This is a genomic window from Streptococcus suis (assembly GCF_002960445.1).
Lineage (GTDB): Bacteria > Bacillota > Bacilli > Lactobacillales > Streptococcaceae > Streptococcus > Streptococcus hyiners.
In genome coordinates this window covers 208,768-224,264 of record NZ_POJD01000142.1, presented here as the reverse complement: position 1 = coordinate 224,264, position 15,497 = coordinate 208,768, and the positions used below count along the sequence as shown (strand labels likewise).

Annotated in this window: 15 protein-coding genes; 13 read left to right on the top strand and 2 right to left on the bottom strand. The window is 41.8% G+C overall.

The annotated features are described in order from the left end of the window. Positions 1 to 188: 188 nt before the first annotated feature. The 4 genes from rpsP to C1G53_RS04890 all read left to right on the top strand — a co-directional run bounded on the left by rpsP (position 189) and on the right by C1G53_RS04890 (position 4,434). A complete protein-coding gene (gene rpsP, locus C1G53_RS04905; protein WP_024392238.1) occupies positions 189 to 461 on the top strand; it encodes a 30S ribosomal protein S16 in 273 nt (90 codons plus the stop codon). Positions 462 to 482: 21 nt separating this feature from the next. After that, entirely contained in the window at positions 483 to 725 is a 243-nt protein-coding gene (locus C1G53_RS04900; RefSeq protein WP_002940680.1) for a KH domain-containing protein, read from the top strand. Between the two features lie 194 nt (positions 726 to 919). After that, positions 920 to 2,656 (top strand): ABC transporter ATP-binding protein, encoded by a 1,737-nt coding sequence (locus tag C1G53_RS04895; protein ID WP_105117896.1) that lies wholly within the window; start codon positions 920 to 922, stop codon positions 2,654 to 2,656. 8 nt (positions 2,657 to 2,664) lie between these two features. Further along, positions 2,665 to 4,434 (top strand): ABC transporter ATP-binding protein, encoded by a 1,770-nt coding sequence (locus C1G53_RS04890; RefSeq protein ID WP_105117895.1) that lies wholly within the window; start codon positions 2,665 to 2,667, stop codon positions 4,432 to 4,434. A 42-nt stretch (positions 4,435 to 4,476) separates the two neighbouring features. Here C1G53_RS04890 and C1G53_RS04885 read toward each other — a convergent pair whose 3' ends face one another. Beyond that, the gene (locus C1G53_RS04885) at positions 4,477 to 5,415 is read right to left on the bottom strand and encodes a polysaccharide deacetylase family protein (RefSeq protein WP_105117894.1); all 939 of its coding nucleotides are present in this window, start codon (positions 5,413 to 5,415) and stop codon (positions 4,477 to 4,479) included. Between the two features lie 105 nt (positions 5,416 to 5,520). Between C1G53_RS04885 and C1G53_RS04880 the strand changes: the two genes are divergently transcribed. The 7 genes from C1G53_RS04880 to C1G53_RS04850 all read left to right on the top strand — a co-directional run bounded on the left by C1G53_RS04880 (position 5,521) and on the right by C1G53_RS04850 (position 12,523). Continuing rightward, positions 5,521 to 6,807, top strand: coding sequence for a homoserine dehydrogenase (locus C1G53_RS04880; RefSeq protein WP_105117893.1), 1,287 nt, complete (start codon positions 5,521 to 5,523; stop codon positions 6,805 to 6,807). A 3-nt stretch (positions 6,808 to 6,810) separates the two neighbouring features. Next, positions 6,811 to 7,671 carry a homoserine kinase gene (gene thrB, locus C1G53_RS04875; protein WP_105117892.1) on the top strand — a complete coding sequence of 287 codons (861 nt, stop codon included), beginning with the start codon at positions 6,811 to 6,813 and terminating at the stop codon, positions 7,669 to 7,671. 127 nt (positions 7,672 to 7,798) lie between these two features. Then, positions 7,799 to 8,707: a UDP-N-acetylmuramate dehydrogenase gene (gene murB / locus C1G53_RS04870; RefSeq protein ID WP_105117891.1), complete on the top strand. Its 909-nt coding sequence runs from the start codon at positions 7,799 to 7,801 to the stop codon at positions 8,705 to 8,707. A 37-nt stretch (positions 8,708 to 8,744) separates the two neighbouring features. After that, entirely contained in the window at positions 8,745 to 9,899 is a 1,155-nt protein-coding gene (locus C1G53_RS04865) for an ABC transporter ATP-binding protein (RefSeq protein WP_105117890.1), read from the top strand. Beyond that, entirely contained in the window at positions 9,883 to 10,683 is an 801-nt protein-coding gene (locus tag C1G53_RS04860; protein WP_024400543.1) for an ABC transporter permease, read from the top strand. Before C1G53_RS04865 ends, C1G53_RS04860 begins: the two co-directional genes overlap by 17 nt. Further along, positions 10,683 to 11,453, top strand: coding sequence for an ABC transporter permease (locus C1G53_RS04855; protein ID WP_074391154.1), 771 nt, complete (start codon positions 10,683 to 10,685; stop codon positions 11,451 to 11,453). The genes C1G53_RS04860 and C1G53_RS04855 overlap by 1 nt, the downstream gene beginning before the upstream one ends. Next, positions 11,453 to 12,523, top strand: coding sequence for an ABC transporter substrate-binding protein (locus C1G53_RS04850; RefSeq protein WP_105117889.1), 1,071 nt, complete (start codon positions 11,453 to 11,455; stop codon positions 12,521 to 12,523). Before C1G53_RS04855 ends, C1G53_RS04850 begins: the two co-directional genes overlap by 1 nt. Positions 12,524 to 12,631: 108 nt before the next feature. On the opposite strand, the gene C1G53_RS04845 is transcribed toward C1G53_RS04850, so the two are convergent. Beyond that, positions 12,632 to 13,474, bottom strand: coding sequence for an NAD(P)H-hydrate dehydratase (locus C1G53_RS04845; RefSeq protein ID WP_105117888.1), 843 nt, complete (start codon positions 13,472 to 13,474; stop codon positions 12,632 to 12,634). 100 nt (positions 13,475 to 13,574) lie between these two features. On the opposite strand from C1G53_RS04845, the gene nth reads away from it, so the two are divergent. Beyond that, the gene (gene nth / locus C1G53_RS04840) at positions 13,575 to 14,198 is read left to right on the top strand and encodes an endonuclease III (RefSeq protein ID WP_105117887.1); all 624 of its coding nucleotides are present in this window, start codon (positions 13,575 to 13,577) and stop codon (positions 14,196 to 14,198) included. 291 nt (positions 14,199 to 14,489) lie between these two features. Continuing rightward, on the top strand, positions 14,490 to 15,473 hold the full coding sequence (guaC, locus tag C1G53_RS04835) for a GMP reductase (RefSeq protein ID WP_105117886.1): 984 nt from the start codon (positions 14,490 to 14,492) through the stop codon (positions 15,471 to 15,473). Positions 15,474 to 15,497: the final 24 nt, after the last annotated feature.

Genomic DNA, 15,497 nt, shown 5'->3' with positions numbered 1-15,497 from the left:
CAAATAATCCTTTTTAATCATATGAATAAATCATACTATTTCCAATCAATCTTAAGTTGGATGGATTTTTTTAATATCTGTCAAGTTTTTTTCTTGACACCTGCTTAGAGTGTGTTATAATAGAACATGTGCTAAATAGCTCTGCTATTTCACCGAATAAAAAATTAAAGAAAAGAGAACATTTTAAAATGGCAGTAAAAATCCGTTTGACTCGTATGGGTTCTAAAAAGAAACCTTTCTACCGTATTAACGTTGCAGACTCACGCGCTCCACGCGATGGTCGTTTCATCGAAACAGTTGGTACATACAACCCACTTTTGGCTGAAAACTCAGTAACTCTTAAAGAAGAGCGTGTACTTGAGTGGTTGGCAAAAGGTGCACAACCATCTGATACAGTTCGTGCCCTTCTTTCAAACGCTGGCGTATTGAAGAAATTCCACGAGCAAAAATTCTCTAAATAAGAACAGTAAGCGAGAACACTTATGGACATGATTGAAAATCTCATTATTGCGATTGTGAAACCTTTGATTTCACAGCCTGATAGCTTGACAATTAAAATTGTTGATACACCTGAATTTTTAGAATATCATTTGGATTTGGATAAATCTGATATTGGACGTATCATTGGGAAAAAAGGACGCACAATTTCTGCAATCAGAACGATTGTCTACTCTGTTCCAACAAGTGATAAAAAAGTTCGTTTAGTGATCGACGAGAAAGAATAAGAAAGTCACCGTATGGTGGCTTTTAACTTAGACAAAGGGGCCTGGCCCCTTTTTATCGTCATTTACCTTACTCTTGTTATTTTGACGTATGAGAGTGTAGGAAAACCCTCAGTCTTACTAGATTTATACATCTAAAGTTAGGGATTGATATATTTTCTGTCGCTCAGTGAAGCGGCAAATAGAAAGGTGGATTTATGCGACTGATTTGGACCTATTTGAAACAATATCCCAAGTGGATTGCCTTGGACTTGTTGGGAGCCTTCTTATTTGTAGTGGTAAACCTGGGCCTGCCGACATTTTTGGCAAGAATGATTGATCAAGGGATTACACAAAACGATGTTGGACAGCTTTACTACTGGGCAGGAATGATGGGTTTGATTGTCTTGCTTGGTATTGTTGGACGAGTAACTTTAGCCTACGCAGCTGGACAGTTGACAACCAATATTGTTAAAGATATTCGAAATGATCTGTATGAGAAAATTCAGGACTATTCTCATCATGAATATGAGCAGATTGGTGTTTCTTCTCTAGTTGCTCGCATGACCAATGATGCTTTTGTCTTGATGCAGTTTGCGGAGATGGTACTGAAACTGGGAATTATCACACCTTTGATGATGGTTGCTTCTGTTTTCATGACCTTGGTAACCAGTCCGAGCTTGGCCTGGACAGTAGCAGTAGCTATGCCATTTTTGGTTTTTGTTATTTTCTATGTAGCCACTAAAACTCGTCCTCTTTCTGAAAAGCAACAGAAACGATTGGATACCATTAACCAGTATGTTCGTGAAAATCTCATGGGCTTGCGTGTCATTCGTGCCTTTACGCGTGAAGAGTTCCAAGAAACTCGTTTTGCAGAGGTCAATGAAGAATATACTGAAACATCCAAAAAACTCTTTAACCTGACTGGTCTGACAGAGCCACTCTTTGTCCAGATTATCATTGCCATGATTGTGGCTATTGTCTGGTTTGCCCTGCCTCCTTTGAAAGATGGCAGTTTGCAGATTGGGGATTTGGTAGCCTTTATCGAATACAGTTTCCACGCGCTCTTCTCATTCTTGCTCTTTGCTAACTTGTTTAACATGTATCCACGGATGTCAGTGTCTAGTCAGCGAATTCAAGAAGTTTTGGACATGCCTATCTCTATTTCTAAGAATGAAGACGGCATAACTGAAACAGACACTCGTGGTTACTTAGAATTTGAAAATGTGACCTTTGCCTACCCTGGTGAAACAGAGTCGCCTGTGTTGCACAATATTTCCTTCAAAGCTAAGCCAGGTGAAACCATTGCCTTTATTGGTTCGACTGGTTCTGGTAAATCTTCCTTGGTCAACTTGATTCCGCGTTTCTATGATGTAACTCTAGGTCGAATCTTGGTGGATAGTGTGGATGTCAGACGTTACAATCTAAAGGCACTCCGTAGTAAGATTGGCTTTATTCCGCAGAAAGCTCTGCTATTTACCGGAACCATCGCGGAAAATCTCAAATACGGTAAGCTAGACGCGAGTTTGGCAGAGTTGCATGAGGCGGCGGATGTGGCCCAGGCCAAAGATTTTATCGAGAGCAAGGAAGAGCAGTTTGACACCCACTTGGCAGAGGGGGGAAGCAACCTGTCTGGTGGTCAAAAGCAACGTTTGTCTATTGCCCGTGCCATTGTCAAGCAGCCCGATATTTATATCTTTGATGATTCATTCTCTGCCTTGGATTACAGGACGGATGCAATTTTGCGGAGTCGTTTGAAAGAAGTGACGGAAAATGCGACGGTCCTAATTGTGGCCCAGCGTGTCGGAACCATTATGGATGCAGACCAGATTATCGTGCTGAACGAAGGTGAAATCGTTGGTCGTGGTACCCACAATGAATTGATGGAAAGCAATGAGATTTATCGTGAAATTGCCAATTCTCAGCTTAACCGTCAATCTCTGGCAGAAGAATAGGAGGAATTATGAAGAATAAATCAGTATTTACTCGTGTTTGGGACTATTTGCGTCGTTACCAATCTTCTGTATTTTTAGCTGTTTTTCTAAAGACCATCAGCGCAGTCATGAATGCCTTAGAACCCTTTGTACTAGGGCTTATCATTACAGAATTGACCAAGAATTTGCTGGATATTGCTAATGGGGTAGAGGGGGCGCAGATAAATGTTTCCTATATCGCTATCATGCTTGGCCTGTACGCATTCCGTGCCCTTATGTATGAAATTGGTGCCTATGGTTCCAACTATTTCATGACAAAAGCAGTGCAGGGTGCAACAAAGGAATTGCGTCAGGACTTGAGCCACAAGATTAACAAAATTCCTGTTTCTTACTTTGACAAGCACCAGTATGGCGACCTGCTGGGGCGTTTTACCAGCGATGTGGAAACTGTTTCGAATGCCTTACAGCAAAGTTTTCTTCAGTTGGTTAATGCTGTCTTGACCCTCTCTCTAGCCATTTTCATGTGTTTCTGGTTGGATGTGTCATTAGCTCTCGTAGTCGTAACCTTGGTTCCTGTGACTTATTTTGGTTCCAAGTTTGTCATGGGCAAATCCCAGCCGTATTTCAAACAGCAGGCGGATGCCCTCGGTCGTTTGAACGGCTTTGTCCAAGAAAATCTCACAGGCTTCAACGTCCTCAAGCTCTACGGCCGTGAAGAAATCTCTACAGAAGAATTTCGCCAGATAACTGCTGACTTGCAGGAAGTTGGTTTCAAGGCTAGTTTCATGTCTGGCTTGCTCATGCCCCTGGTTCATGGCTTGTCCAATATCGCCTATGTCGTCGTTGCCTTGCTATCTGGTCTGAAAGTACTTGCAGGTACATTGACAGTAGGTAATATGCAGGCCTTCGTCCAATACGTCTGGCAGATTTCTCAACCCGTCCAAACCTTGACCCAGTTGGCTCCCCAGTTGCAGTCTGCCAAATCTTCCCTTGAACGCATCTTTTCAGTCTTAGACGAGCTTGATGAAGAAGACGCCAATGCGCTTGAGTTGACAGAAAGTCTGACTGGACAAGTCAGCTTTGAACAGGTCGAATTTGGCTATTCAGAAGATAAGCCCCTCATCCGAAACTTTAATCTAGATGTTCAACCAGGTGAAATGGTGGCCATCGTTGGACCAACAGGAGCAGGTAAGACAACCCTTATCAATCTTCTCATGCGTTTCTACGATGTGACATCAGGTTCTATCAAAGTGGATGGTCAGGACATTCGAAATATTTCGCGTCAATCCTACCGTAGTCAATTTGGTATGGTCTTGCAGGATGCTTGGCTCTACGAAGGGACCATTAAGGAAAACTTACGTTTTGGTCGTCTGGATGCGACAGATGAGGAAATTGTGGAAGCTGCCAAAGCTGCCAACGTTGACCACTTTATCCGTACCCTGCCTGGCGGTTATAATATGGAAATGAACCAGGAATCCAGCAATATCTCCCAAGGTCAGAAACAGCTTTTGACCATTGCGCGTGCCTTGTTGGCGGATCCTGCTATTCTGATCCTTGATGAAGCGACTTCTTCAGTCGATACCCGTTTGGAACTCCTCATCCAAAAGGCCATGAAACGCTTGATGAAGGGGCGGACAAGTTTTGTCATCGCCCATCGTCTATCAACTATTCAAGAAGCTGATAAGATTTTGGTCTTGAAAGATGGACAGATCATCGAACAAGGTAACCATGAAAGTCTTTTGGCGGACAAGGGTTTCTATTATAATCTGTATCAAAGTCAGTTTAGTCAATCCAAATAAAAAACGAACTCCCTTGTCAGTGAAGACAGGGGAGTTTCGTACTTAATAGGCGATTTCAGCTAGTAGATTTTCTGCTGTGGTAGTTGGTAGAATTCGAACACGATTGAGGGTCAGTAGCCCATCACTTGCTGAAGCCAAGCCGTTATTAGTTGTCACGCCAAGCTTGTAGCCAGTTTGCTCAGTCAAAGCAATTGTATCAGCTGAATAGCGTCCACCTGGATAGGCAATGGCGATGGTTTCTTGATTTAATTGGCTATCTAGATAGGCCTTGGATGCAGTTAGTTCATCTGTTTGTGTTTCGATGCTGCTATATTCCAGGTCAGGATGGTTGACAGTGTGGCCTTGGAAGGACAGACCAGCAGCCTGCATTTCCTTAATTTGTTCAATGGTCAGGTGTCCAGCCTGTTCATATTCCGTAAAACCTGTAATGACATTGTTGGTTGCTTTCATTTGATACTGCTTGAGCAGAGGGTAGGCATGGCTGTAGAAATCCCATAGGCTATCATCAAAGGTTAGCCAGACCACTTTTTTCCCAGCTGGTAGAACGTTTTCCGTGAGCACCTTATAGGCCTCTTCAGGTGAAAGGGTGTAATAGCCTGCCTCTTGTAAGGCTTTGAGGTGACTTTCAAATGTTACTGGATCTACTATCAAATTTGCATTGGCTTCTTCCTCAGGCGCCATGACATGAATGGCATGGTACATGAGAATAGGCAGTTTGACAGGTTCAGACTGAACTTCCCAAGTAATAGCAGTTGAGCTAGAAGTGTTGGATGTTGTAGTAGCTGTAGTTTCTTTTATCTGTGTGCTGGAGGAATAAGTGCTAGCTTGTTTTACAGTCATTTGTTGTGCGACTTGAAAGATGAGGAAGCCAAGTATGGTAAACAAAACAATTAGGGGGAGTAGGTCTAAGAAACGCTCAATTCTAGTCTTTCTTTTTCGCTTTTGTTTTCTATTCAGAGTATTCAGTCTGGAATGTTTCATGAGAAATTCTCCCTATAAATATGTATATAACGATTATATCAAATTTTTTGCCAAATGGTTAGCCAATTTGCTATAATAGGAGAAATACTTTCTAAAGGAGATCACATGGTAGTTAAGATTGGATTATTAGGTTTTGGTACAGTTGCAAGTGGCGTGCCGTTTTTATTAGCTGAGAATACAGAAAAGATTGAAAAGGCAGCGCAGGACAGTATCGAGGTTGCAAAAGTTCTTGTCAAAGATGATGCAGAGAAAGAACGCTTGTTGGCTGCGGGACATAACTATAATTTTGTTACAAATATTGACGAGATTTTAGCTGATGAAGAAATTGCTATCGTCGTTGAATTGATGGGACGTATCGAACCTGCTAAAACCTTCATCACTCGAGCCTTGGAAGCAGGTAAGCATATTGTTACTGCTAACAAGGACTTGTTGGCGGTTCATGGTAGCGAATTACGTGCCTTGGCTGAAGAAAAGGGGCTGGCACTTTATTATGAGGCTGCTGTAGCGGGCGGTATTCCAATCTTGCGTACCTTGGTCAACTCTTTGGCTGCTGATAAGGTCACTCGTATCCTCGGTGTTTTGAATGGTACATCAAACTTCATGTTGACCAAGATGGTGGATGAAGGCTGGACCTATGAAAAAGCTCTTCAAACAGCTCAGGAACTTGGTTATGCAGAATCAGATCCAACCAATGACGTTGAGGGAATTGATGCAGCCTACAAGGCAGTTATCCTCAGTCAATTTGCCTTTGGTATGACAGTTGATTTTGAACATGTGGCTCACAAGGGTATCTCAAATATCACGCCAGAGGATGTGGCAGTGGCACAAGAATTGGGCTATGTCATCAAACTAGTGGGAGATATTCAAGAAACCACCACAGGTATTTCTGCCGAGGTATCCCCAACATTCCTACCGAAAAATCATCCACTGGCTAGCGTAAATGGTGTGATGAATGCTGTCTTTGTGGAATCAATCGGTATCGGCCAATCTATGTACTATGGACCAGGTGCAGGTCAAAAGCCGACTGCAACAAGTGTTACAGCAGATATTATCCGTATCGTTCGTCGTTTGAAAGATAAGACTATCGGCAAAGCCTTTAACGAATACAGCCGTCCGCTTCAATTAGCTGCTCCAAGCGATGTTAAAAGTGAGTACTATTTCTCAATTGTTGCACCAGATAAGAATGGAAAAATGCTTCGTTTGGCAGAGATTTTCAATTCTGAGGAGATTTCCTTTAAGCAAATTCTGCAACAAGCTGCCAATGGTGAAACTGCTCGCTTGGTCATTGTAACTCATGAAATGAGCAAGACACAATTAGAAAATGTGACTGCTAAATTGGCTCAAGAATCAGACTTTACAGTCTTAAATACATTTAAGGTATTGGGAGAATAAGGTATGAAAATTATTATCCCTGCAACATCTGCCAATCTCGGACCAGGATTTGATTCAGTTGGTGTTGCCCTTTCAAAATACTTGACCATTGAAGTTTTAGAGCAGACGGATGAGTGGGTCATCGAACACAATCTTGACCATGTGCCGTCAGATAAGAACAATCTTCTTATCAAAACTGCTTTGAAGGTATCTAAAAACCTCCAGCCTCATCGGATTAAAATGTTTAGTGATATTCCTTTAGCGCGTGGTTTGGGTTCTTCGAGTTCAGTTATTGTAGCAGGTATCGAGTTGGCCAATCAACTGGCTGGCTTGAATATGACTGCAGATGAAAAATTGTTAAAGGCTACTGAAATCGAAGGTCATCCTGATAATGTGGCTCCTGCGATTTACGGTAATCTGGTTATTGCTAGCTATGTCAATAAGAAGGTACAGGCTGTAGTAACAGAGTTTCCGGAGGCAAGTTTTGTTGCCTTCATTCCAAACTACCCATTGCGCACAGTTGAAAGTCGTGGAGTTCTACCTTCACAAATGGGCTACAAAAAAGCGGTAGCTGCTAGCGCCATTTCCAATGTGGCTGTTGCTAGTTTGATGGCTGGTGATTTGGAGAAGGCTGGTAAGGCCATTCAGTCAGATATGTTTCACGAACCCTTCCGGCAATTGTTGGTCAAAGAATTTTGTCCAATCAAGCAAACAGCACAAGAACTGGGAGCCTACGCAACCTATCTATCGGGTGCAGGACCAACTGTCATGGTGTTGACTTCAAAGGATAAGGAAGCTGCCCTTGTAACAGCCCTTGAGCAATTAGACTTGGATGGAACGGTTCATCCTCTTCAGGTGGATACAAAGGGTATTCAAGTGATATAATATTCAGCTCCACGGGAGCTGATTTTTTCTGTAAAAATTTCTGCCTAGAAACTGGATTTATATTCGTTTTTTGAGCTGTTTTTTGGTATAATATGACCTGTATATTTTAAATTGAAATGAGAAGATGATGAAAGATAAAATTAGGCTTGAGTTGGATGGGATTGACATTCGCTTCGATGAGCCCTTAAAAGAATATACCTATACAAAAGTTGGAGGTGCTGTTGATTACCTAGCATTTCCTCGTAACCGCTATGAAATTGTTCGAATTGTTGAGTTTGCTAAGCGAGAAAATATTCCCTGGCAGGTACTGGGCAATTCCAGTAATATTATCGTTCGCGATGGTGGTATTCGCGGATTTGTAATCCGTATGGATAAACTCAATTCTGTCACTGTTTCAGGCTACACGATTGAAGCAGAAGCAGGGGCTAATTTGATTGAAACAACGAAGGTTGCGCTTTTTCATTCCTTGACAGGATTTGAATTTGCCTGTGGTATTCCTGGTAGTGTTGGTGGAGCGGTTTATATGAACGCTGGTGCCTATGGTGGAGAAATTGCTCATATTCTGGTTTCTGCTCAAATTTTGACCCCTGCAGGTTATGTAGAAACCTTGGATAACCGTGAGTTGCGTTTTGGCTATCGCTCATCTATTTTACAAGAGAATGGTGCCATTGTTTTATCTGCTAAATTTGCCCTAAAACCTGGTAATCACCCTGTTATTCAAAATGAAATGGCTCGTTTGACCCATTTGCGTGAGTTGAAACAGCCATTGGAATATCCATCATGTGGTTCAGTCTTTAAGCGCCCTCCAGGTCATTTTGCTGGTCAGTTAATCATGGAAGCTGGCTTGAAAGGCTACCGTATTGGCGGTGTTGAAGTATCTGAAAAACATGCTGGTTTTATGGTCAATGTTGCTGATGGTACGGCAATGGACTATGAACATTTGATTGCTCATGTGATTGAAGTTGTTGAAAAATCTTCAGGCGTTACGCTGGAGAGAGAAGTGCGTATTATCGGCGACCCAGCTGATAAACTCTAGCCATCTGGCTCTGTTAAAAAGAAGGAATTTATGAGAATTGAAAAAGCCAATTATTGAATTTAAACACGTTTCAAAAGTTTTTGAAGACAGTGGAACAACTGTATTAAAGGATATTAGTTTTGAATTGGAAGAGGGTAAATTTTATACCCTATTAGGAGCTTCTGGTTCAGGTAAATCAACGATTTTGAACATTATCGCTGGTTTATTGGATGCAAGTTCAGGTGATATTTATCTGGATGGTCAACGGATTAACGATGTTCCGACCAACAAGCGGGATGTCCATACCGTTTTCCAATCCTATGCCCTATTCCCACACATGACTGTCTTTGAGAATGTGGCTTTTCCTCTTAAATTGCGTAAGGTTGACAAGGCTGAAATCGAACGCCGTGTGACAGAGGCTCTTCAAATGGTCCGACTTTCTGGTTACGAGAAACGCTCCATTCAGAAATTGTCTGGTGGTCAACGGCAACGTGTCGCTATTGCTCGCGCCATCATCAATCAGCCCCGCGTTGTCTTACTAGACGAGCCTTTATCAGCCCTAGATTTGAAACTGCGGACAGAAATGCAGTACGAACTGCGTGAATTGCAACAACGCCTAGGGATTACCTTTGTCTTTGTTACCCATGACCAAGAAGAAGCACTGGCCATGAGTGACTGGATTTTCGTCATGAATGAAGGTGAGATTGTACAGTCAGGAACGCCAGTGGATATTTATGATGAGCCAATCAACCATTTTGTTGCTACCTTTATTGGCGAGTCCAATATCCTGTCTGGTCGCATGATTAAAGACTATTTAGTTGAATTTAACGGCAAACGCTTCGAAGCTGTGGATGGTGGTATGCGTCCAAATGAAGAAGTTCAAATCGTTATCCGTCCCGAAGACTTACAGATTACCCTTCCAGAAGAAGGTAAATTGCAGGTAAAAGTCGATACTCAGCTCTTCCGTGGGGTTCACTATGAAATCATTGCTTATGATGACCTTGGTAATGAGTGGATGATTCATTCAACCCGTAAGGCCATTGTGGGAGAAGTGATTGGTCTGGATTTTGAACCAGAAGACATTCATATCATGCGTCTCAATGAAACAGAGGAAGAATTCGATGCCCGGATTGAAGAATATGTGGAAGTGGAAGAAGTGGAAGATGGTTTGATCAATGCCATCGAGGAGGAACGCAATGAAGAAAACCTCTAGGCTCTTTGCAATTCCATATGCCCTATGGGTCTTTCTCTTTGTACTCGCACCTGTTGCCCTGATTATCTTCAAATCTTTCTTTGATATTCATGGTAATTTCACTCTGGCTAATTATCAAACCTACTTCAATTCGCCAAATATGACCTATCTGCGAATGAGTTTTAACTCCATTTTTTACGCAGGTATTATTACACTGGTAACGCTTTTGGTGTCCTACCCAACTGCCTATTTCTTGACCAAGCTCAAGCATAGACAGCTTTGGCTGATGCTCATTATTTTGCCGACCTGGGTCAATCTCTTGCTAAAAGCCTATGCCTTTATTGGTATTTTTGGTCAACATGGTTCTATTAACCAGTTCTTAGAATTTATTGGTCTGGGTGCCCAGCAAATTCTCTTCACGGATTTCTCTTTTATTGCAGTTGCAGCCTATATCGAGATTCCGTTTATGATTTTGCCGATCTTTAACGCCTTAGATGATTTGGATAAAAATCTCATCAATGCTAGTCGTGATTTGGGGGCAACTTCTTGGCAGACCTTTACAAAAGTTATTTTTCCTCTTTCCATGAATGGGGTCCGTTCTGGTGTCCAGGCGGTTTTCATTCCAAGTTTGAGCCTCTTTATGTTGACCCGTTTGATTGGTGGTAACCGAGTGATTACACTTGGTACAGCTATCGAACAACATTTCCTCACCACGCAGAACTGGGGAATGGGTTCAACCATAGGTGTGGTCTTGATTTTGGCCATGCTCTTGATTATGTGGATGACGAAAGAGAGGAAGAAATAATGAAGAAATTTGCAAATATCTACTTAACAGTTGCCTTCCTCCTTCTTTACTTGCCCATTTTCTATCTCATTTTCTACGCTTTCAATGAAGGTGGAGATATGAATGGCTTTACAGGCTTTACCTTGGACCATTTTTCATCCATGCTTGGTGATAGCCGTCTGATGTTGATTTTGGCACAAACTTTTTTCTTGGCTTTTTTGAGTTCATTGATTGCGACCCTTATCGGAACATTTGGTGCCATCTATATTTATCAGGCAAAACCTCGTTTCCAAAATGCCTTGCTGTCTGTCAATAATATCTTGATGGTAGCACCAGACGTTATGATTGGGGCAAGTTTCCTGATTCTCTTTACTATGATTGGTTTTCAATTAGGCTTTGTTTCTGTCTTGCTGAGTCACATTGCCTTCTCCATTCCGATTGTCGTCTTGATGGTCTTGCCTCGATTGAAGGAAATGAATGCAGATATGATTTCAGCAGCTTATGACTTGGGTGCAACCCAGCCACAAATGCTGAAAGAAATCATGTTGCCATATTTGACACCAGCCATTATTGCAGGCTATTTCATGGCCTTTACCTATTCCTTGGATGACTTTGCCGTGACCTTCTTTGTAACGGGAAATGGTTACTCAAACCTATCTGTAGAGATTTACTCACGGGCTCGTCAAGGGATTTCTTTGGAAATCAATGCCCTGTCAACCCTTGTCTTCCTTTTCTCAATCTTATTGGTAGTGGGTTATTATTTCATCTCGCGTGAAAAGGAGGCCAACTAATGAAACGTTTATATTCATTTTTCCTAGGAATTATTGCTATTATTCTCATTCTTTGGGGAATTTCCAGTAAATTAGAAGCTGATTCAACTCAAGGAACGACGGATAAGTTGGTTATCTATAACTGGGGAGATTATATTGACCCAGAATTACTGGAAGAATTTACTGCTGAAACAGGTATTCAGGTGGATTACCAAACTTTTGATTCCAATGAATCCATGTACACTAAGATAAAGCAGGGTGGTACAACCTATGATTTGACTATTCCATCTGAGTATATGATTTCCAAGATGACCGAAGAGAATATGCTCATCAAATTGGACAAGTCGAAAATTGAAGGTTTGGAAAATATTGATCCACAATTCATGGGCTTGAGTTTTGATAAGAACAATGATTATTCCATCCCCTATTTCTGGGGTACCTTAGGAATTGTTTATAATGAAACCATGGTCGAAAATACTCCTCAGGAATGGGAAGATTTATGGTCTGAAGAATACCGTGACAATATCATGTTGATTGATGGTGTCCGTGAGGTCATGGGATTTGGCTTGCAATCGCTGGGGCATAGTCTAAATTCCAAAAATCCAGCTGAAATCGAAAAAGCTGCGGAACATCTCTATAATCTAACTCCAAATGTCAAGGCCATTGTTGCTGATGAAATCAAGGGTTACATGATACAGGATGCGGCAGCTATCGCAGTATCCTTCTCTGGTGAAGCTAGTGAAATGTTGGATGGCAATGAGAACCTGCGTTATGTTGTGCCGTCAAAAGGTTCTAACCTGTGGTTTGATAACATGGTCATTCCAAAAACTGCCAAGAATTTGGACGGTGCCTATGCCTTTATGAGTTTCATGCTCCGTCCCGAAAATGCGCTTCGCAATGCTGAATATGTTGGTTACTCAACACCAATTCCTGCAGCAAAAGCCATGTTGGATGAAGAAACTCAGAACGATGAATCCTTCTATCCTTCAGAAGAAACCATGAAGAAGATGGAAGTCTATGATAACCTCGGACAAGAGATGCTGGGAATGTACAATGACCTTTATCTCCAGTTCAAGATGTATCGGAAATAAGACAAAAAACCACTAGGACAATTCTGAACTAGTGGTTTTACTGTTTTCTATTGATTATCTATATGCTGCAAATGGGATACCTGCTGGGAAGGACTTTTATTATCATCTCTAGTTGGTTTGAAAATTTTTCATCATTTTCTGAATTTCTTTCGAAATGTCTGTAGGTTTTACAAGATAGAATTGCTGGGCTAGTTGGTCAGCGATGTAGGAATGAAGGTAGGTGGCAGTCACAACTCTATCATATAGTCCTACATGAGGAAATTGTAGGGCAAAGCCTGCTACCATACCAGCAAGTGTGTCGCCCATCCCTCCAGTTGCTTGATAGGGACCACCTGCTTTGATGGGAGTAATCTGTTCGGGGTCTGCTTGAAGTACTTGTGTCATAAAACTCTTAGCGACTAAAATGGTTTGTTCTTGAAACTCTCTTAAGGCGGTTAGGTTGGTCTGGCTTGTTTGTCGGTCAATGGGGATGGCAGACAATCTTTCCCATTCTTTTTGGTGGGGTGTTAGGATAACTTGTTTGCAGGGAAAAATTTTCCTGTTCTGTTTGGCTATCAAGGTCAAGGCAGATCCATCCAGGACAAGAATTTGTTTTTCTGACACATTTTCAAGTACAAGGTCAACTAGGTTTTCTGCTCGGCTATTGTCCCCCAAACCCGGACCAATCAATACCAGGTCAGCATGTTTTATATTTGCTAGGAGTAAGTCTTTGTCATCAACTGAAAAGGCCATGGCTTCAGGTAGGTGACTATGCAGTGCTGGAATATTTTCTTTTTCAGTAGCGACAGTAACCAAGCCAGCTCCGCTATTGACAGTGGCTAGGGCAGTCATGATGATGGCGCCACCGTAAGGGTAAAGTCCACCAATCAGTAAGGCACGGCCGAAGGTTCCCTTGTGGCTGTTCCTAGGTCGTTCCTGAATGACCTGCCTACAAAGTTCTTGTAAATCCATGATAGTCAACTCCTTTCTATAGATTATTATAGCATGAGAACGGGACAAATTCGCAAGTTACTTTTTAGAAAATTCTTCTTTTTCATGCTATAATGGACATATGGTATTATCAAAGAAACGTGCAAGAAAAGTTATTGAAGAAATCATCGCCCTTTACCCTGATGCTCAACCTAGTTTGGATTTCCGCAACCATTTTGAATTGGTCTGCGCAGTACTTTTGTCAGCTCAGACAACGGATGCTGCTGTTAACAAGGCTACCCCAGGTCTATTTGCAGCCTTTCCAACACCTCAAGCCATGGCAGCAGCAGAGGTGAAGGACATCGAGCCCTACATTTCTCGCTTGGGCTTGTATCGTAATAAGGCCAAGTTTTTGAAAGAATGTGCCCAGCAGTTGTTGGACCGACATGATGGCATTGTCCCACAGACACGGGAGGAATTAGAAGCCTTAGCCGGTGTGGGGAGAAAAACGGCCAATGTGGTATTGAGTGTCGGTTTTGGCATTCCTGCATTCGCAGTCGATACCCATGTGGGTCGGATCTGCAAACACCACGACATTGTCAAAAAATCGGCTACTCCTCAGGAAACGGAAAAGCGGGTCATGGAGGTCTTACCACCAGAACTCTGGCTGCCAGCCCACCAGGCTATGATTTATTTTGGACGAGAAGTCTGCCATCCTAAAAATCCTGAGTGTGAAAAATTTCCACAATTATATGAATTTGATTAAAAATCTTCAGTTTTTGAAGATTTTTTTCGTTTTCTTTTTTAAATTAACCAGTAAAATCAGAACGTTTTTTGAAATATTCAATAGAATGTCTTCTAAAACGGAATTTGACGAATATTCAATCCCGTTTTACTTCTATAAAACGATAATAAACGAACGTTTATGTATGATATGTAAAGCATATTGACAAAAACCAAACAATGTTCTAAAATAATAATTGTAAACAAAGGAAAAACGAACAAACTAGTATTTCCTAATATAAAAATCATTTAAAAACGAACAGAGGAGAAGCTCATGTTTAATGAAACACCAGTTTTTGACTACGAAGATATTCAGCTCATTCCAAACAAATGTATCATCAATAGTCGTTCAGAGGCAGATACATCTGTAACACTCGGAAAATACACTTTTAAATTGCCAGTTGTTCCAGCCAATATGCAGACGATTTTGGATGAAGATGTAGCAGAGATGTTGGCAAAAGATGGCTATTTTTACATCATGCACCGTTTTGATGAAGAGGGGCGTATTCCTTTCGTGAAACGCATGCATGACCAAGGCTTGATTGCTTCTATCTCGGTTGGTGTGAAAGACTATGAATATAACTTTGTTTCTAGTTTAAAAGCTGACGCGCCTGAGTTTATTACCATTGACATTGCGCATGGTCATGCGGATAGCGTGATTAAAATGATCAAGCATATCAAGAAAGAATTGCCTGATACCTTTGTCATTGCTGGGAATGTCGGCACACCTGAAGCTGTTCGTGAGTTGGAAAATGCCGGTGCGGATGCAACAAAAGTTGGAATTGGTCCAGGTAAGGTCTGCATCACCAAGGTCAAAACTGGTTTTGGTACAGGCGGTTGGCAGCTGGCTGCCCTTCGTTGGTGTTCAAAAGCTGCTCGTAAGCCGATTATTGCGGACGGTGGTATCCGTACCCACGGAGATATTGCCAAATCCATCCGTTTCGGTGCTAGCATGGTTATGATTGGTTCGCTCTTTGCTGGTCACATCGAAAGCCCAGGAAAGACAGTAGAAGTAGACGGCAAACAGTTTAAGGAATACTACGGCTCTGCATCTGAATACCAAAAAGGAGCCTATAAGAACGTAGAAGGTAAAAAAATTCTCCTGCCAGCCAAAGGCCACTTGAAAGATACGCTGATTGAAATGGAGCAAGATTTGCAATCATCCATTTCTTATGCTGGCGGTCGTGACATGACCAGCTTGAAGCACGTTGATTATGTAATTGTAAAAAATTCAATCTGGAATGGGGATTCTATCTAGTCAAAGAGGACTTGCAATGCGGGT